Source organism: Lachnoanaerobaculum orale (assembly GCF_003862485.1).
GTDB lineage: Bacteria > Bacillota > Clostridia > Lachnospirales > Lachnospiraceae > Lachnoanaerobaculum > Lachnoanaerobaculum orale.
Genome location: NZ_RRCM01000001.1, coordinates 1,137,684 through 1,157,059, shown reverse-complemented (window position 1 = coordinate 1,157,059; position 19,376 = coordinate 1,137,684). Strand labels below are relative to the sequence as shown.

The window sequence follows — 19,376 nt, the reverse complement described above, 5'->3', positions numbered from 1 at the left end:
ATTTTTTCCTTTTCCTCTATATATAAAATCCTCCAATCTTTTTATATTTTTATTTATGTACTAATCTCTCTTTCTTCTAAAGAAGAATATTAGAACAGAAAAAATTGACGCTGATATGAATATTATAGCATAAGTCATCTTGAATGAGACCCCTGTAGGTACAGGTTTGATATATGGCTGTATAACAGGCTTTTTGAACGTCTCAACTATTTCCTTGTCCTTATATTTATATGTAAGTGTGGCCAAATCGTTTGAATAAAATCCTTTTTGATTTGATGACTTTGAACCTGTTCCCGGGTCTCCCACCACATCACTTCCGTTACTGTTTTTTTTGGAAATGTCCTGTACTTGAGTATATGGCATTTGCCTGCTGTGTAGTCTGTATCTTCGCCTTAATCATATATGTATACCCGGTCTCCAAGGTATAAGCATACGGAAACTCAAGTCTTATAGTCTTTGTAGAAGCATTATATGACGATACAATATCGGCGAGGCTGTTTCTCGGAGTAGAAAACAGTCTGTACATATTTGTAGCTATATAATTACCGGTATGTATACCTGTCGGTCCCAACACTTCTATCTCAAGCGGATACGGATTACCTGAAGGATCTTTGGCAATCATTGCATATTGACTCAGTTTATCCTCCAATACAACATTACTCACCCTCGGATTTTTTAAAACATTGACTATTTCCCTCATCCTGTTTAAAAAATCATTTTTACTTCCTGCCGAATATGGACTTGCACCTACCTCCACTCCCGGAGTAGGCAGGGTGATACCCTTATATCCTCTTACAGGACTGTCAGAGTCATTTGAATTTGTCAATAATTTGAGCTTATCATAATCTCCTTGATTTCCAAGACCTATTGAAAAGAAATAGTCCAAATCTATAGCATACAATGCGAACTGTCCGTGAAGCATCGCCATTGTACTGTATCTGTTAATTACATGACCTTCATTCCAACCTGTATTATGATTGGTATAGTAAGTAGGGTTTCCGTCCGTAATAAAGATAAGAACCTTTTGCGCATCGCTTCTACCGTTTCTAAAAATCTCGTTTGCCTTAACAAATCCCTTTTCATAATTTATTCTGCTTACATTATTCGGACTTACAGGAATTTTACTTATAAGTGTATTTCCGTTACTTGTCCAGTTCTGATAAAGATGCGGATCACTGTCAATTCCTACCAATGCATAGTTAACATTATATTTACTGCTGTCAAAATAATTATTTCTTATTACGTTTCTAAGTACACTGTAAACTGAAGATATTTTAGGATCCGTACCGCTGCCTGAGATACCCTCACTCATACTGCTTGTAGTATCAAGTAAGAACAGTACATCCATATTCGTTCTGTTTGAGGTACTTCCGGTCTGATTATTTATTGTAAGTGTAAGGTCATAGATTCCGTCCTTATCCGGATCTTCTACAGTTTTGCTTATATCAGTCCTTATTCTTCGGTTTGAAATAGTCCTGCTTTCAGGCTCATATACAAGTTCAAGATTTCTCATTTCAGTGGATGAAAATACTACCCAATTGGTACCGTCCACCGTATACCTGAGTCCCTTTATAAGGCTTGTTTCTCTTTCTATTTGCAGTACATTATTTACTACAGTTCCGTTTGACATTACAACCCTGGCATATTTATACCTCATACCGACAATGCCGGTATCAAGTTCTCTCGGGGTTATTTTATCATTGTCATTGCCGAATACTCCGTTATTATTGTTTTTAAACAGTTCAAGCTTACTCGGATCTGCGGTTATCTCATTTCCGTTTGTATCGACATATTTTACATTTACATAGAATCTGCTGTTTGCCGATCCCCAATGTAATGCAAATGTTGAAAAGCTGTCGGTACTGAAATTAGTGGTGATACTGTCATCATCCTTATCTTTGGTAAGAGCAATATCATCTACTTTACTTATACTCTCATCATCCTTTATATGATATATTTGCACATCCTCAGGATTTATTCCTTTAGGTATCAGTCCGCTGTCAAGCTTTATATTTACATACACCTGTTTTAGCGGTTCCACCTCACTACCGCTTTCATCTTCAAAATGAATATCTAAAGATATGGTGCTGTCTACATATTCTTCACCCTCAGTCACATCGCTGTCTAAACTTCCTTCATCTGTAAAAGGCTCCTCGGTAGCCGAGTTTTCTACATTATCTATATTTTCTTCGGTATTTTCGCTTTCTTTATCTTCAGACTCGGTGAGTGTTTCTTTTGAATCCGTATCAATATTTAAATTTTTTGAAAGTAATCTCTTTACATCTTCGTTATCATCCACTCTGGATGCCTTAAGAAAAACTTCTCTGTCAAAACTTCCTTCAGGTGCACTGACTATTACACTTATACCGTCAAGATTTACCTCATACCTTCCGGCATTTGTCGGTGTTGCCACTGTGCCGTCAGGTGTTATCACCATATCCCTAAACTCGGAGTTTGACGGTGTTGCTATATTTGCAAGTGTATCTTTAAACAGGTAAGCAAGTAAACATACAAAAAAGACCGCTAAGATCTTCTTGAAATGTTTATATATAAAATTTAAAATTCCTACTCACCTCCCTCTAACAATTTATATTGTATCCAATATAACATATGTCTATAAATTTTTAAATAGAAAAATTTAAAAATACTACCGGATTTTTTACGGTAGTATTTTTACATACCCTACACTATCTCAATCGGATTTGTATTCTTATACTCAAAAATCTCTATATTATTAAGCCTAATCAAATCTGATTTTACTTTTTCTACAAAAAGATGCTCAAGTCCATAATGTGTTGCATCTATAATGCAGACCCCGTCATTGGCTGCATCAAGTCCTTCATGATGTGTAATATCACCTGTTATAAGGACATCCGCTCTTTTTATAGCGTACTTATACATTCCCTTACCTGAGCCCGGGCTTATTGCAACTCTTCTTATTTTAGAGTTTATATTTTCCCTTCCAAAGACACTTACATGCTTCAAATTAAACTTTGCCTTTACAAGTTCGATAAGTTCATCAAGTGACATATCTTTTTTTAAGTCGCCTATTTTACCTACACCAAGCTCTTCTCCGTCACATATATTTGTTATTTCAAATACACAGGTATTGCTCAGTCCAAGCCTCTCACTGCAGATATCCGCCATGCCGCCCTTTGCAATATCAAAATTTGTATGCATTGCAATCACAGAAATATCATTTTTAAGTATCTTTAAAATATAGTTTCCAAGGAGTGTGTCATCTGTAATTCTCTTTATATCTGAAAAAATAATCGGGTGATGTGACACAATCAAATCAATACTCTTTGCTCCGGCGTAGTCAAGTACTTCATTTGTAATATCAAGTACTACCAAGACATTTCTTACCTCTTTATCACTTTTTCCAAGTAAAAATCCTGAATTATCCCAGTCCATAGCAAGCTCAAGAGGATATAGCTTAGTTAAATATTCAAAAATCTCACTGCATTTCATTTATTGTCTCCTCAATTATGTCAAGTCTGTCTTTAAGTTCCCTTCTTCTTGTATCATTTATGCCATCAGCTGAAATGATACTTAAGTACTTTTGCTTTTCCTTTTTGAGATACTCAAAAAGGACAGGATTTTTATTATCAATCAGATATTTTCCAAAAAGCAGTTCACCCTTTGTATAAGAAAAAGTCTTACCCATATATACGGCTTCCATAACGGTATAGAACTTGCCCTCGTCAATACACATATCTTCTTTCAGTATTTTAAGACCTTTTCTTAAAAGGTAATTTCTTACTTCTTCTATTTTTGTATGGGGTGAAAGTATAAAAGTATTTTTCTTGTCGAAGAAACCTTGTCCTCTATCTAAAATATCAATAATAAGTTCTCCTCCCATACCCGCTATAATAAATGTATCAGCCTCATCTGTTTTAAGTTTTTCAAGGCCGTTTGAAAGCCTGAGTTCAATATTTTTTACTCCGTAGTAATTTATATTTTCCTTTGCTTTTTCCAACGGCCCTGCATTTATATCACAGGCATAGGCTTTAGATATGATATTATTTTTTATAAGATAAATAGGTATATGTGCATGGTCTGTACCTATATCTGCAACTACTGCACCTTTTTTCACAAAATCGGCAATAGTCTGCAACCTCTTTGACAACTTCATCTTATCCTCTATTCCAAAAAATCTTTTAATCTTTTTACCTTTGACGGATTGCGAAGCTTTCTGAGTGCTTTTGCCTCTATCTGTCTGATTCTCTCCCTTGTGATACCGAAGACCTTTCCGACCTCTTCAAGTGTTCTTGGCTTCCCGTCCTCAAGTCCGAATCTTAGGAGTATGACCTTTTGTTCTCTTTCAGTCAGTGACTTTATAACCTCCATCAACTGGTCATGTAAAAGCACATCCATTGCAAAATTGACAGGAATTTTGGCGTTTGCGTCCTGTAAAAAATCTCCAAGGTGTGAATCATCCTCATCCCCTATAGGAGTCTCCATAGATACCGGCTCAAGTGCAAAACTCATTATTTCTCTAACCTTAGCCACAGGAATTCCCATGACTTTAGCCACCTCAATAGGCTTAGGTTCTCTTCCAAGCTCCTGAACAAGCTTTCTTTGTATCTTTATAAGCCTGTTGATAGTTTCCACCATATGTACCGGAATCCTTATAGTCCTTGCCTGGTCGGCAATAGATCTCGTTATTGCCTGTCTTATCCACCATGTGGCATAAGTTGAAAATTTGAATCCTTTTTGATAGTCAAACTTTTCAACAGCACGCAAAAGTCCCAGGTTTCCCTCCTGTATAAGGTCCAAAAGCTGCATCCCTCTGCCCATATATCTTTTTGCAATACTTACTACAAGTCTGAGATTGGACTCCGCCATTTTCTTTCTGGCTTCTTTTCTGACATTCTCATCCGGAGCACAAATTTTCTTTGCAAGATTCATCTCCTCATCCACACTTAGAAGAGGTATTTTGCCGATTTCCTTCAGGTACATCTTTATAGGATCTTCTATTGCGACATAGTCATCCAAACTTTCCAAAATATTCAAATCTATATCTTTCAGATCCTTGATATCTTCTTCGTCAAACTCATCTTCAAATTCAGTATCCTTTAAAAGTATATACTCCTCAGGATCCGACTCACAGTCAAAATCTGTCGGTTCCTTATCATCCTCTTCTTCTACAGTAATATCTTTTTTTTCAAGGAATTCTATAAACTCCGGAAGGTATTCTTTCGGGATATCATTTTCAGAGAAGATTCTTTGAATTTTCAAAGTGGTCAATTTTCCGTCAACATCTTTTTTGAGTATTTTTTCAAACTCATTTTCTATATTCTTCCCCCTCATACTTCCTCCACTAATCTAAATCCACACGAAGCTTTCTCAAAATCGCCTGTTCTTTTATGATTTCTTGAAACTCCTCAATTCCTTTTGCATTTTTACTCTTCTCGTCTAAGCTCGCCTGTCTGATTTTTAGTATACTTTCAGTGATTGCCTTCTTCTTCTCGTCATCACTGAGGTTTGTCCCAAGATTAGTGTTCAGTATTTTTGAAAGCAGTTTCTGCTTTTCTATATCATCTGTATAGTCGTCACAAATATTTGAAAAATTAAAATCTCCATGTTTTATCTTTTCAAATATCCTTGTTGCAACATCTCTGTAAAATCCTTCACCAAAGTGAATCGGTGAAACATATTCACTTATCTTGTCAAAAAGTTCCACTTCTTCAACTATCCATGTAAGTAACAGTCCCTGTGCCTTTGTGTATCCGTCATCCGTTTTTTTCTTCTCTTTCGGTTCTTCTTTTTTCAATGTGTTTGAAGCAAAGCCGTAGGAATTTACCATATCAAAAAGTGATTTGTAGTCAATCATCAGCCTGTTTGCTACCGCATGAGTATAATTTTCTCGTTCAAGTTTCTCACTGAATGTACTTAACATCCTTGCAACTTCTCTATAAAAGTTTGTTCTCTCATCCGGTTCATTCAGATTATAGTCTTTTTTCAGTATTTCCACTTCCCAAAGAAACGCATTGTCGGCGGCATCGATCCTCCTCTCAAATTCCTCACTGCCAAGATTTTTGATAAACTCATCCGGATCCTTGTACGGTGCCATTGAGAGTACTTTTGCATTTATATTCTCTTCTTTTAAAAGTGGAATTGCTCTTTTTGCGGCATTTATACCGGCTCCGTCAGAGTCATATGTAAGTACTACTTTTTTTGTATATCTTGATAAAAGCTTTACATGAAGTGGGGTAAGTGCGGTACCCAGACTTGCAACCGAGTTTTCAAAACCTCCCTTGTGAAGTGCTATAACATCCATATATCCCTCACACAGTAAAAAGAAGTCTCTTTTTGTTCTCTTTGCAAAATTCAAGCCGTACAGATTCCTGCTTTTATCAAATGCAATCGTTTCAGGTGAATTGACATACTTTGGAAGTCCGTCGCCTATCACTCTTCCTCCAAAACCTATTACTCTGGAGTTTGCATCTATTATAGGAAACATTACTCTGTTCCAAAATCTGTCTCTTGCACCTCTCTCATCAATATTTATAAGTCCGCTTTTTTTGAGTATAGCATCATCGTAGCCCTGCTCTTTCAGATATTTATATAAATCGTTTGGAGTCTTTTTTGAAAATCCAAGTCCGAAATGTGTTATATCTTTAGCGTCAAGTCCCCTTAAGTTAAAATAGTCAAGCCCTTCCTTGCCGTCTTTTGAAAAAAGAGTATCATAGAAGTATCTGGCTGCCGTCTTGTTTATTTCAAGTATGATATTTTTTTCATCGTTTTGTGCTCTATCACTGTCACTTAACTGCGGCAGTTCAATATTTGCTCTCTTTGCAAGCAGTGAAAGCGCCTCGCCAAACGAATAGTTCTCATACTGCCTGATAAATGTGATTACATCTCCTCCTACACCGCAACCGAAGCAATGAAAAAGCTGTTTACTCGGTGATACCGAAAATGAAGGAGACTTTTCTGAATGAAAGGGGCATAGCCCCATATAATTTGCACCTTTTTTTTGTATTTTCACATAGCTTGAAATCACATCCACTATATCATTTGCGGACCTGACCTCATCTATTATATCATTTGAATAATACAAGCCTCGCCTCCTTAATATACATCCCAAGACTTCGGAACAAATAAATCTTTAAACTTTTCAATCGCATATAAATCTGTCATACCCGCAATATAGTCACATACTACAAGTTCCATATCCTGATTTAACTCTTTTATAAAATAGATATATTCATCCGGAAGCTTGTCTGTATGCAACATATAGTAATCAAAAAGTGACTTTATCATAGCCTTTGCCTTGCCTTCCTGTGACTTAGGCACTTCATTGTGGTATACCTTCTTAAAAAGCCATGTTCTAAGCCCCATCATTGCCTTATACTTCTCTTTATTCATAGAGATTTGCGGTTTATCTATACTTTCTTCTATAACTCCATGTATAAGATTATTCAGTCGCTCTCTGACCGAATGTCCCAATATATCGCTGTATTCACCGGGTATATCATCTTCCACCAATATATGTGCCCTGATAGAGTCGTCAATATCATGGTTGATATATGCGATTTTATCTGACAACCTGACTACATGTCCTTCAAGTGTGGACGGATTTCCACTGGTTCTGTGATTTAATATGCCGTCTCTTACCTCTTTTGTAAGGTTGAGTCCCTTTCCGGATTTTTCAAGAAACTCAACTATTCTTACGCTTTGCTCATAGTGTGCAAATCCGTATGAACAGACTTCATTTAATACATCTTCTCCCGAGTGACCGAAAGGTGTATGCCCGAGGTCATGTCCAAGTGCAATAGCCTCTGTCAAATCTTCATTAAGTCTAAGTGACTTAGCTATGGTTCTTGCAATCTGTGCTACCTCAAGAGTATGTGTAAGCCTAGTACGATAGTGGTCTCCCTCAGGGGCTAAAAATACTTGAGTCTTATGCTTTAATCTTCTGAAAGCCTTTGAATGAAGTATCCTGTCTCTGTCCCTTTGATATACGGTTCTTATACCACAGGGCTCTTCATATCTGTCTCTTCCCAAAGTATTCTTACTGAGAGCTGCATATTTACTGAGAGTCAACTCCTCTCTAAGTTCTACATCTTCACGTATATTCATATTTTTATAATTTGAACAGTGTGGAAAGTATACCCCTTCCAAGGCTTGCTCCAAGATTTCCACCCAGACTTGAGCCGAACTTTCCACCTGATTTTCCAAGTGTTTTACCCAATTGTCTTCCTATAGTGCCTGCGGCAGTTCCTGCCACGCTTGCTACGCCCTTCTTTATGGCGTCTTTTTTCTTCTTTTCTTCCTTCTCGGCCTCTCTTGCTTGCTTTTCAGCTTCTTTTTGTGCAAGCTTTGCCTGCTTTTCGGCCTCTTTTTTGTCTATCTCGGCCTGTTTTTCTTCTTCCTGCTTTTTTGAAGTTTCCACCTGTAATCTCTGTAAAAACTCGTATGCTGAATCCCTGTCAACCATATCCTTATACTTAGCTGCAAGATCCGACATTGAAATAACTGTTGCTCTAAGCATATCGTCGATTACTCCGAGATATGACTGCGGCGGAAGTACTTTCGCTTTTCTGACCATGGCAGGAGCACCGTCATCACCTATAAATGAGACTACCGCCTCTCCTATGCCCAAGTTTGTAATAGCTTCCTCCGTATCAAAATCCGGATTTGATCTATAGCTTGCTGCAGCAGCCTTTATAGCTTTTTGATCTGCAGGTGTATACGCTCTAAGTGCGTGCTGTACCTTATTTCCAAGCTGTGAAAGCACTTCACCAGGTATATCACTCGGACTCTGTGTGATAAAGTATACACCGATGCCCTTTGATCTTATAAGCTTTACAACCTGTTCTATCTTTTGAAGAAGTGCCTTAGGCATATCCTTAAACAAAAGGTGTGCCTCATCAAAGAAAAATACCATCTTCGGCTTATCAAGATCGCCTACTTCAGGCATTATTTCAAAAAGTTCCGCAAGCATCCACAGCATAAATGTAGCATATATGCTCGGATCGTTTATAATGGTTGTGGCATCCAAGATATTTATCATACCTTTGCCGTCCTTTGTCACAAACCAGTCTCTTATATCTATGGCAGGCTCACCGAAGAATATATCTCCGCCCTTATCTCCAAGTGATACAAGTCCTCTCATTATCGCATTTACACTCTGGGGTGCTATATTTCCGTATTCGGCCTTATAGTCTGCCGCATTCTCACTTACATAGTTTAACATACTCTTGAGATCCTTAAGATCAAGCAGCAAAAGCCCCTCATCATCTGCAATCTTGAATACTATATTTAAGATATCACTCTGTATCTGATTAAGTTCAAGCAGTTTTGATAAGAGCATAGGTCCGAACTCGGATATAGTCGTTCTAAGAGGTAACCCTCTCTTGCCGAAAATATCCCAAAAACAGGTAGGATAAGCCTTAAAATTAAAGTCTGAGCCAAGTCCGAGCTCAGATACTCTCTTGGTAATGCTCTCCTTTTCTTCTCCCGGCTTACACATACCTGACAAATCTCCCTTAATATCTGAGAAAAATACCGGCACTCCGGCATCCGAAAATGACTCCGCCATAACCTTTAGGGTTACTGTCTTACCTGTTCCGGTTGCACCCGCTATCAGTCCGTGCCTGTTTGCAAAATTTGTCTTTATACATAATTTGGTCTCGCCGTCGCTTGCCACCCATATTTCATTATCTTTATACATATTGTCTCCCAGTCTAACTTTATACTTCTATTTTATCCCAAGTTCACAATTATAACAAGTAAATAAAACATTTTAATACAAAAAGAGCCGGCACTTAAAGTACCGACTCCCTTTGACCGCAAAAGCGGCTTCCGTTTGTACACTTAACAGAATCTATCTGTTACTTTATATAAAAATATCAATTTATCTTATTTTGAATAAAGAGTTACAAGCTTCTCAAGGTATGTAAATCTTTCCTTAGCATCTTCCTCATTCTTCTCGAAGAGTTTAGCTGCTCTCTCAGGATCCTTGAGTGCAAGAGATGCGTAACGAACCTCACCCTTAAGGAACTCTTGGTAGTCACCTGTAGGTGTCTTTGAATCAAGAGTGAACTTGTTCTCTGCAGCAGGGTTGAATCTGAAGTTGTTCCAGTAACCTGACTCAACTGCAAGCTTCTCCTCTGTCATAGCCTTGCTCATACCCTTCTTGATACCGTGGTTGATACATGGAGCATAAGCGATAATAAGTGACGGACCCGGATAAGCCTCAGCCTCAGCTAATGCCTTAACAGTCTGGTTGTAATCAGCACCCATAGCGATCTGTGCTACATATACATAACCGTAGCTCATTGCAATACTTGCAAGATCCTTCTTCTTTGTATCCTTACCGCCGGCAGCAAACTGTGCTACAGCACCTGTCTTTGTTGCCTTTGAACTCTGTCCACCTGTATTTGAGTAAACCTCTGTATCAAATACCATGATGTTTACATCCTTACCGCTGGCAATTACATGGTCAAGACCGCCGAAACCGATATCGTAAGCCCAACCGTCACCACCGAATACCCACTGGCTCTTCTTTGATAAGAATTCCTTATTGTCAAGGATTTCCTTAGCCTCAGGTGTATTAAGCTTCTCAAGCTCAGCTACAAGTCTGTCTGTTGCGCTTCCGTTGAGTGCACCTACTGTAAATGTATCAAGGTACTCTTTAGCTGCTGCCTTAAGCTCATCTGAACCGTTCTCGGCAATTGCCTCTACCTTTGTCTTAAGACCGTTTCTGAGTGCCTCGTTAGCAAGGAACATACCGTAACCGAACTCGGCATTATCCTCAAACAATGAGTTTGACCAAGCAGGACCCTGTCCCTTAGCGTTTACTGTATAAGGTGTTGAAGGTGAAGAGTTACCCCAGATTGATGAACAACCTGTAGCATTTGAAATGTACATTCTCTCACCGAAGAGCTGTGTGATAAGTCTTGCATAAGGTGTCTCACCACAACCTGCACAAGCTCCTGAGAACTCAAGTAAAGGCTTCTTATACTGTGAACCCTTAACTGTAGTCTCCTTAAACTTGGCAATAACCTCAGGCTTCTCAGGTGTAGCTGTTGCATAGTCAAACCACTTCTGACGCTCAACATTCTCAGGCATGCTCTGCATTGTAAGAGCCTTCTCGCCCTTCTTTCCAGGACATACATTAGCACAAGAACCACAACCTGTACAGTCAAGAGCTGATACAGCTACTGTAAACTTGTAGTTTGGCATACCTGTCATTGGAAGTACGCTCATTCCCTCAGGAGCACCATTAGCCTCATCTTCTGTAAGAGCAACTGTTCTGATAACAGCATGAGGACAAACATATGAACAGAAACCGCACTGAATACAGTTATCACTGTTCCAGATAGGCATATTTACAGCAATACCACGCTTCTCATATGCTGATGTACCTACAGGTGTTGTACCGTCAACGTAGTCAACGAATGCTGATACAGGAAGATTGTTACCCTCTTGCGCACTTACAGCTGTCTGGATAGTATTTGCAAACTTTATTGCATCCTCTCTACCCTCTGTATGTACAGGATAATCAAGTCCCTCATCCTTTGCATCAGCCCAGCTTGCAGGAACCTCTACCTTATGAACGTTCTTAGCACCTTCTTCGATAGCTGCCCAGTTCTTCTTAACTACATCCTCACCTTTTCTTCCATAAGTCTTTTCAGCAGCCTTCTTCATAAGGTCAATTGCTTGATCCTCAGGAATGATAGCTGAAAGCTTAAAGAATGCGGACTGAAGAATTGTGTTAATTCTTGTAGGTCCCATACCTGTAGCAATACCGATCTTTACACCGTCGATTGTATAGAAGTTGATCTTGTGGTCATAGATATACTTCTTAACCTGTCCAGGGATATGCTCTTCAAGCTCTGCATCAGACCATGTACAGTTAAGCAGGAATGTACCGCCGTCAACAAGTTCCTGTACCATGTTGTACTTTCTGATATATGCAGGATTGTGACATGCTACAAAGTTTGCCTTATGAATAAGATATGTTGACTTGATAGGCTTCTTACCGAAACGCAAGTGGCTCATTGTAACACCGCCTGACTTCTTTGAGTCATAGTCAAAATATGCCTGTGCATACATATCTGTGTTATCACCGATAATCTTGATAGAGTTCTTGTTTGCACCTACAGTACCGTCGGCACCAAGACCCCAGAACTTACAGTTTGTAGTTCCCTCAGGTGTTGTAACAAGTGAAGGACCCTGCTCAAGTGAAAGATGTGTAACATCATCGTTGATACCGATTGTGAATCTCTTCTTCTCTGTGTTGTGGAATGTTGCAACTATCTGAGCAGGTGTTGTATCTTTTGATCCAAGACCGTAACGACCGCTGAATACAGGAACAGCATCAAACTTAGTTCCCTTAAGTGCTGCAACAACGTCAAGCCATAACGGCTCACCAAGTGATCCCGGTTCCTTTGTTCTGTCAAGAACTTCGATTCTCTTAACGCTGTCAGGAATAGCATCAACAAGTGCCTGTGCATTGAAAGGTCTGTAAAGTCTTACCTTAACAACTCCGACCTTCTCACCCTGCTTTAAAAGGTAATCAATTGTCTCTTCTATTGTATCGTTAACTGAACCCATAGCGATGATGATTGTCTCAGCATCAGCAGCACCGTAGTAGTTAAATAATTTGTAATCTGTACCGATTTTAGCATTAACCTTGTCCATATAGTCCTGAACAATTGCAGGTAATGCATCGTAATAAGGATTGCTTGCTTCTCTTACCTGGAAGAAGATATCAGGGTTTTGTGCCGATCCTCTCTCTACAGGATGATTAGGATTAAGTGCATTCTTTCTGAAAGCTGCGACAGCATCCATATCAGCCATATCCTTAAGATCTGCGTAATCCCAAGTTTCAATTTTCTGAATCTCATGTGATGTTCTGAAACCGTCAAAGAAGTTGATAAACGGAACTTTTCCCTTTATTGCTGAAAGATGAGCAACAGGTGTTAAATCCATAACTTCCTGAACTGATGATGAACAAAGCATTGCGGCACCTGTCTGACGACAAGCATAAACATCTGAATGATCTCCAAAAATACTAAGTGCATGTGTTGCAATAGCACGAGCAGAAACATTGATAACTGCCGGAAGCTGCTCTCCTGCCATCTTATAGATATTTGGGATCATAAGAAGAAGGCCCTGTGAAGCTGTATATGTTGTTGTCAAAGCTCCAGCTGAAAGAGAACCATGAACTGCACCTGCAGCACCTGCCTCTGATTGCATTTCTGTTACTTGAACAGTGTGGCCGAAAATATTCTTTCTACCGTCTGTTGCCCACTCGTCGGTGTGCTCTGCCATGACAGATGATGGTGTTATCGGATAAATTGCAGCAACATCAGTATAAGCATACGATGCATGAGCAGCTGCCTGATTACCATCCATGGTCTTCATTTGTCTCTTAGCCATTTTATTCCTCCTACTAAGTAATTGTTTATAATAAATAATATATAATTATTTCTTCGATTCTCATTATACCAATTTAAAAAATAAATGCAAATGATAAACATTGTATTTTGTGTACTATTCTGCATACAATGAGGTTTGTTTTTGTTTTTAAACAAAAATCTATTCGTGGTCGTAATGTTTTCCGCCCCAGTACATAGTTTTTGCAACCTCAGCCTTAGGTCCTAAGGTTACACCTTCCATAATCCACTTATAGAACTCTTCAAAACCTGTTCTGTCTACAATATATCCGACATGTTCCTTACCGTCAGGAGCATTTGTATCAATATATCTCTCAACATAGGCATACGCATTCTTTACAATCTTTAAAATGCTGTCTTCATCAACCCATTTGATAAAGTCCTCTGCAAGTCTCGGGTTTTTCTTTCCTGTTCTTCCAAGCAAAACAAGTCTGTAGTATTTTTCCTTACTTCTTGTCCATGCTCTTGTAGGACATACTGTAATACATACACCGCATCCTATACATTTTTCGGTATTTCTTTCAATCTTGCCGTTAACTACTCTTAAAGCCTCGACACTTTTTTGCTTACATCCCTTTACACATGCCTCACAAGTTACGCATCTGTCAGGATTATACTGCGGCTCCGTCATTCCCATAATACCGAAGTCATTCATACGAACTTTTGCGCAGTCGTTTGAGCAACCTGTAAAAGCTACCTTAAAGTGCAGGTTGTTAGGGAAGATCTGCTTCTCCATCTTTCTTGCAAACTCTGTGGTGTCATAGTTACCAAAAGGGCAAAGTCTCTTTCCCGGACAGGCAACCACATTTCTTGTTCCGGATGCGGCATAGCCTGTATCTCTCTTTTCCTGATTTGTACCCTCATGGTCGATAATGAGCTGAATTTCCTTGTTTACGGCATCCATATCTGTAATCTTAATTCCCGGAATCTCAACACCTTGACGGTTTGTTATAAATATACTTCCGTTGCCGTACTTATCGGCAATTTCAGATATTCTTTTCATACTTTCGGCATCTATATAACCGCCCGGCATTCTTACTCTTGATGCTGTTTCACCACGCACTTTAGATACACGAAAGGCGTTTTTCTTAAGTTTTTTTACATTTATATCCATTATTCACCTCTCTAATCAATCAAAGCTTTACTGTCAACATAGTTAAATACCGGTCCGTCCAAGCATATATAAGTGTCATTTACCTTACAATGTCCGCATTTTCCTATACCGCAACACATCTTTCTCTCATAAGAAACCCAAATGTTCTCCTCTTTAAATCCAAGCTTCAAAAGCTCTATTACCGAAAATTTCATCATTGGAGGAGGTCCTACCACTACAGCCTGTGCCGTTTCAATATTCTTCAACTTAAGCTCAGGAATAAACTTGGTTACAAGTCCGACATTTCCGGTGTAACCTTGTGCTTCCTTATCCATTGTTAAGATAAGGTCAATCTTATTTTCCCAGTCTGCAATATCATCTCTGAATAGCATATCCGAAGGGCTTCTGAATCCCAGTATTACATGCTTATCTTTAGAATCTTTACTTGCAGCAAGAGCATTTATAACACCGCGAACAGGAGAAACACCTGTACCGCCTGCTACCACCACACACTCACCGTCCGTATATTTATCTACATCAAAGCCGTTACCGTAAGGTCCGCGAAGGAATAATGTATCTCCGACATAGTTTTCAAATACCTCATCTGTAACTCTACCTACCTTACGTATAGTCAAATCCACACTGTTTTCGGTAATTCCGCTTACGGAAATAGGCGCCTCACCGAACTTAGGTATAGAAACCTCAAAGAACTGTCCCGGCTTTACATCACCGTGAAATTCCATTCTGAAAGTGTATTCTTTCTTTGTATGTTTAATAACATCTAAAATTTTTGACGGAAATGGAATATAAGGATTAGTTCTCATTTTGCACCTCCTCTACCTTAGCTGTTACTTTGTTAATAATATTTGAGAATGAAATATACTCAGGGCATACCGTATCACATCTTCCGCAGCCTACGCACATATTGTAGCCGAAACGCTTTCTAAAGTCATAAATCTTATGCATAGTCTTAAATCTCATACGGTCTCCGTGTTTCTTTCTGTATTCTCCGCCGCCTGCCACATTGGTATATCCGTCTACCATACATGAAGCATTGACTCTTCTTCTCTCACCGACTTTGCCGTTATCCGTATAGTATACATCCTGCATTGTATAGCAGGTACAGGTAGGACAAACATAGTTACATCTTCCGCATCCTATGCACCTTGCAGTATATTCATCCCACATATCGGATGTAAATATCGAAAGAGGTACCTCTCCCGGCAACTTAACTCTTGTCTCATTCTCTGTTACAAACATAGGTGTAACATCTTCTTCTTTAAGAGCATTATTTTCAAATATAGAACTGAGAGTCTCATCCTTAAGCTGACATCTGAATTTGTTGTCAATATAGTCAACCGAAAAACTGAAATCAAGGTCATCAGCTCTGTTTGTACCCATATCCACACAGAAACAGTCCTCATATGAGTGAGCGCAACCCATAAGTACAAACTTCACCTTATCTCTGATACGGGCATAGAAATAGTCTTCTTCTCTACCGTTTTTAAGATAAATCTGATCAAGTCTTTTTAATGCATTCAAATCGCAACTTCTTAAGAATACCAAGACCTCTCTCTCATCAACATTTGCTTCCTTCACATCATTTTCCGTGAAGAAAAATAATGTCTGTGAAAGCGGAGTTAAAATCTCCTTAAATGAATAATCGGACTTCTTCTCAAGCTCAATGTCCGCCACTTCATTTACAAAATCATATCGAACTACATCGGTATCTGTAAATCTGCCTTCCTTTTCTTTGAGCACAGGTGCATATATACGATACTTTTTTGATAATTCTTCAATTACACTATTGAATCCACCGGGTAAAAATATAAAACCCTTTTTCCCCATACTTTCTCCTTCATTACTAAGCTAATCCGCCAATGATATACTTTTCAATTTTAGTAAAGAATCATTATGGCAAACAACACTACTACCAACATTGATAATTCCTTATCACTGTATACAAAAAACATTATAACATGAATTTTTTAAATAGCAAATGTGAGAAGGCCTATAAATACAGTGATTGTTGCATATTTTTAAATACAAAAAAACTTATACACATAAAATCATGCATATAAGTCTCTTTAAATCTTATTTATACCATATAGTCAATAGCCACTCTTGAGTTTGTGTTCGGTTTTATCAATGTATCTGCAATCTCTACATGTTCTCTTGAGGTTGCATACTTTTGCAAAGCCGCCTTATCCAATACATCCATCGAAAGTATCATATCATGTGTACTTGTAGGAAGCGTGTTGTATACAACATCCGCTCTTACCACTTCATCCATCTTTTCACACAGTGCCAGTAAGCTTGTCTTTATTTCCTCGCCTACTCTCGGGATATTTATCCCCTCATTAAACTTCCACATTACGATATGTCTTAACATAAAAATCTCCTTTTTATTTTTTAATGTCAACCTATAGTCAGACATTTTGTTTTGCTTTTATAAAAAATTCATTTACCGCAACAGCCGCCTTTTTATTCATCCCTTCCACACTCATAAGCTCCTCCACAGTGGCATTCTTTATATTTTCAATATCCTTAAAATGCTTCATAAGAGCTCTTCTTCGCACACTGCCTATTCCCTCTATATCATCAAGTATAGACTTTACCTGTGTCTTTGACCTTAAACTCCTGTGGTATTCTATTGCAAATCTGTGTGCTTCATCCTGTATTCTTGTTATAAGTAAAAAACCCTGTGAGTGTGTATCTATAGGTATTTCTACATTATTATAATATAATCCTCTTGTTCTGTGGTTGTCATCTTTTACCATTCCGCAAACCGGGATATTAAGTTTAAACTCCTCTAAAACCTGAAGACAGATATTTACCTGACCTCTGCCTCCGTCCATCAAAATAATATCAGGCAATTTATTAAAACCTGTACTTGATTCATCGGTTCCATGCTCAAATCTTCTGGTCAAAACCTCTTTCATTGAAGCGTAGTCATTAGGGCCTATCACCGTCTTTATTTTAAACTTTCTGTAATCGCTTTTTTTCGGCATTCCGTTCTCATATACTACCATAGAACCTACAGATTGAACACCTGAAATATTTGAAATATCATACGCTTCCATTCTGTTTAAATTTTTTAATGATAAAAGCTCTTCAATTTCTTTTACCGCTCCTGTACTTCTTGCTTCCTGTCTTTGAAGCTTTTCTCTGTCTTTAGTCAGTACAATCTCTGCATTTTTTACTGCAAGTTCTACAAGCTTTTCTTTTGAGCCCTTCTTAGGCACAATGATATTAACCTTTGAACCCCTTTTTGTAGAAAGCCATTCGCAGATAAGCTCTGAATCTTTTAACTCATACTGTGACACTATCTGACTTGGTACAAAAGGTGTTCCGGCATAGAATTGTTTTATAAAACTCTCCAATATATCCGCTTTCTCATCATCCATTGCCACCTGTACATAGTGATGTTCTCTGCCGACCATCTTACCTTCACGGATAAAGAAAACCTGCACTACCGCATCCCTGTCATCCTTTGCCATAGCGATAATGTCTCTGTCCTTGGCATCGTCAGAGGTTATTTTTTGCTTCTGTGTGACATGAAGCACGGAATTCAACAAATCTCTTTGTTTTGCAGCCTCCTCAAACTTAAGTTCCGATGAAAGCATTTCCATCTCACTTCTTATCTTATTTACAATAGGTTCAAAATCTCCGCTTAGAAAATGCAGTGCCTCGGAGACATTTTTATTGTACTCCTCTTTTGATATATAGTTTTGGCAAGGTGCATCACATTGATGTATAAAATAGTCAAGGCATGGACGCTGTGCACCTATATCCTTTGGCAGATTTCTGTTGCAGGTTCGCAACTTATATACTTTATTCAAAAGATTTATAGTATCCCTTACCGCATTACCGCTTGAAAAAGGGCCGAAATATTTGTTTTTGTCTTTTTTTATCTGCCTTACCATCAAAAGCCTCGGATAATCTTCTTTAACGGTAAGTTTGATATATGGATAGGTCTTATCATCCCTAAGCATTGTATTATATCTGGGTCTGTTCTCTTTTATAAGATTATTTTCAAGTACCAATGCTTCCAATTCAGAGTCCGTAACTATATATTCAAATCTTTCAATCTTTGAGACCATTTGCTTTATCTTTGCACTCTTGTCCTTACTTGATTGAAAGTACTGTCTGACTCTGTTTCTTAACGAAATCGCCTTACCTACATATATAATATCGTCTTTTTTATCATGCATAATATATACACCCGGCTGACGCGGCAATTTCTTCAACTCATCTTCTATTACAAATGCCATTTACTTTCTTAGTCTTTTCCCCTCGTATTGCTGTTGCATATCAAAATAACCTATAAGATCGGCTATATCCAAATCTCTGTCTATTTTTCTGCGCTTAAGCCCGTATATCTCATAAATTGTATCCAGCTCTCTCTCGCTTATAAGTTCTCTGTTTGCTATAAGTATTTCCTTTTTCGTACTTAAATCGTCCGCCTCCAGAAACTCTATAAAATATCCTTTTCCGAAGTCGGCATCCTTATCCGTCTTTAAAGTATTGTCATTTGATACGCTGTCTTCTTTAAGTTTCTTATCCTGTTCAATTACCTTAGAGTCCGATGCTTTATCCGACTTTGATTCTTTAGCTATATCTTCTATTCTCTCAAAGCGATATTTCTGTTTCACATCCGAATACTTTTCTTTATCCACCTCACTCATAAACATATCCATCGGTCTGGCATACACCCCATACTCACCGTAAAGTGCCTGATATATTACCAGCTTTTCCCTTGTTTCGGAATGTGTGGCCACTGCAACTATCTGATACAATTTATTCTTAAAATGCCTGTAAAACTCTCCGGGCTTCGGTTCTTCTCTCATATTACTCCTCTTTTATATCCC

At 38.4% G+C, this 19,376-nt stretch carries 15 protein-coding genes; all 15 read right to left on the bottom strand.

The genetic code is table 11. The annotated features are described in order from the left end of the window. Positions 1 to 60: 60 nt before the first annotated feature. Positions 61 to 363 carry a DUF7604 domain-containing protein gene (locus EHW90_RS13460; protein ID WP_243113923.1) on the bottom strand — a complete coding sequence of 101 codons (303 nt, stop codon included), beginning with the start codon at positions 361 to 363 and terminating at the stop codon, positions 61 to 63. Beyond that, the gene (locus EHW90_RS05620) at positions 320 to 2,437 is read right to left on the bottom strand and encodes a vWA domain-containing protein (protein ID WP_243113922.1); all 2,118 of its coding nucleotides are present in this window, start codon (positions 2,435 to 2,437) and stop codon (positions 320 to 322) included. The genes EHW90_RS13460 and EHW90_RS05620 overlap by 44 nt, the downstream gene beginning before the upstream one ends. A 245-nt stretch (positions 2,438 to 2,682) precedes the next feature. Continuing rightward, entirely contained in the window at positions 2,683 to 3,471 is a 789-nt protein-coding gene (locus EHW90_RS05615; protein ID WP_124951902.1) for a Nif3-like dinuclear metal center hexameric protein, read from the bottom strand. After that, on the bottom strand, positions 3,458 to 4,135 hold the full coding sequence (locus tag EHW90_RS05610) for a tRNA (adenine(22)-N(1))-methyltransferase (RefSeq protein ID WP_124951900.1): 678 nt from the start codon (positions 4,133 to 4,135) through the stop codon (positions 3,458 to 3,460). Before EHW90_RS05610 ends, EHW90_RS05615 begins: the two co-directional genes overlap by 14 nt. Before the next feature lie 8 nt (positions 4,136 to 4,143). Further along, the gene (gene rpoD / locus EHW90_RS05605) at positions 4,144 to 5,313 is read right to left on the bottom strand and encodes an RNA polymerase sigma factor RpoD (protein WP_124951898.1); all 1,170 of its coding nucleotides are present in this window, start codon (positions 5,311 to 5,313) and stop codon (positions 4,144 to 4,146) included. A 10-nt stretch (positions 5,314 to 5,323) separates the two neighbouring features. Further along, the gene (gene dnaG, locus EHW90_RS05600; RefSeq protein WP_124951896.1) at positions 5,324 to 7,063 is read right to left on the bottom strand and encodes a DNA primase; all 1,740 of its coding nucleotides are present in this window, start codon (positions 7,061 to 7,063) and stop codon (positions 5,324 to 5,326) included. Between the two features lie 11 nt (positions 7,064 to 7,074). Beyond that, positions 7,075 to 8,085: a deoxyguanosinetriphosphate triphosphohydrolase gene (locus EHW90_RS05595; RefSeq protein ID WP_124952643.1), complete on the bottom strand. Its 1,011-nt coding sequence runs from the start codon at positions 8,083 to 8,085 to the stop codon at positions 7,075 to 7,077. A gap of 4 nt (positions 8,086 to 8,089) precedes the next feature. Next, the gene (locus tag EHW90_RS05590; protein ID WP_124951894.1) at positions 8,090 to 9,679 is read right to left on the bottom strand and encodes a helicase HerA-like domain-containing protein; all 1,590 of its coding nucleotides are present in this window, start codon (positions 9,677 to 9,679) and stop codon (positions 8,090 to 8,092) included. Positions 9,680 to 9,867: 188 nt separating this feature from the next. Then, on the bottom strand, positions 9,868 to 13,395 hold the full coding sequence (gene nifJ, locus EHW90_RS05585; protein WP_124951892.1) for a pyruvate:ferredoxin (flavodoxin) oxidoreductase: 3,528 nt from the start codon (positions 13,393 to 13,395) through the stop codon (positions 9,868 to 9,870). 159 nt (positions 13,396 to 13,554) lie between these two features. After that, on the bottom strand, positions 13,555 to 14,526 hold the full coding sequence (asrC, locus tag EHW90_RS05580; protein ID WP_009446168.1) for a sulfite reductase subunit C: 972 nt from the start codon (positions 14,524 to 14,526) through the stop codon (positions 13,555 to 13,557). Between the two features lie 11 nt (positions 14,527 to 14,537). Next, positions 14,538 to 15,329, bottom strand: coding sequence for an anaerobic sulfite reductase subunit AsrB (gene asrB, locus EHW90_RS05575; RefSeq protein WP_060931509.1), 792 nt, complete (start codon positions 15,327 to 15,329; stop codon positions 14,538 to 14,540). Next, positions 15,319 to 16,353, bottom strand: coding sequence for an anaerobic sulfite reductase subunit AsrA (gene asrA / locus EHW90_RS05570; protein WP_124951890.1), 1,035 nt, complete (start codon positions 16,351 to 16,353; stop codon positions 15,319 to 15,321). The genes asrB and asrA overlap by 11 nt, the downstream gene beginning before the upstream one ends. Before the next feature lie 250 nt (positions 16,354 to 16,603). Then, a complete protein-coding gene (locus EHW90_RS05565; RefSeq protein WP_124951888.1) occupies positions 16,604 to 16,897 on the bottom strand; it encodes a Dabb family protein in 294 nt (97 codons plus the stop codon). Between the two features lie 37 nt (positions 16,898 to 16,934). Beyond that, positions 16,935 to 18,779, bottom strand: coding sequence for an excinuclease ABC subunit UvrC (gene uvrC / locus EHW90_RS05560; RefSeq protein WP_124951886.1), 1,845 nt, complete (start codon positions 18,777 to 18,779; stop codon positions 16,935 to 16,937). Beyond that, complete coding sequence (locus EHW90_RS05555; protein WP_124951884.1) at positions 18,780 to 19,355, bottom strand: DUF1653 domain-containing protein; 576 nt, start codon at positions 19,353 to 19,355, stop codon at positions 18,780 to 18,782. Positions 19,356 to 19,376 lie beyond the last annotated feature (21 nt).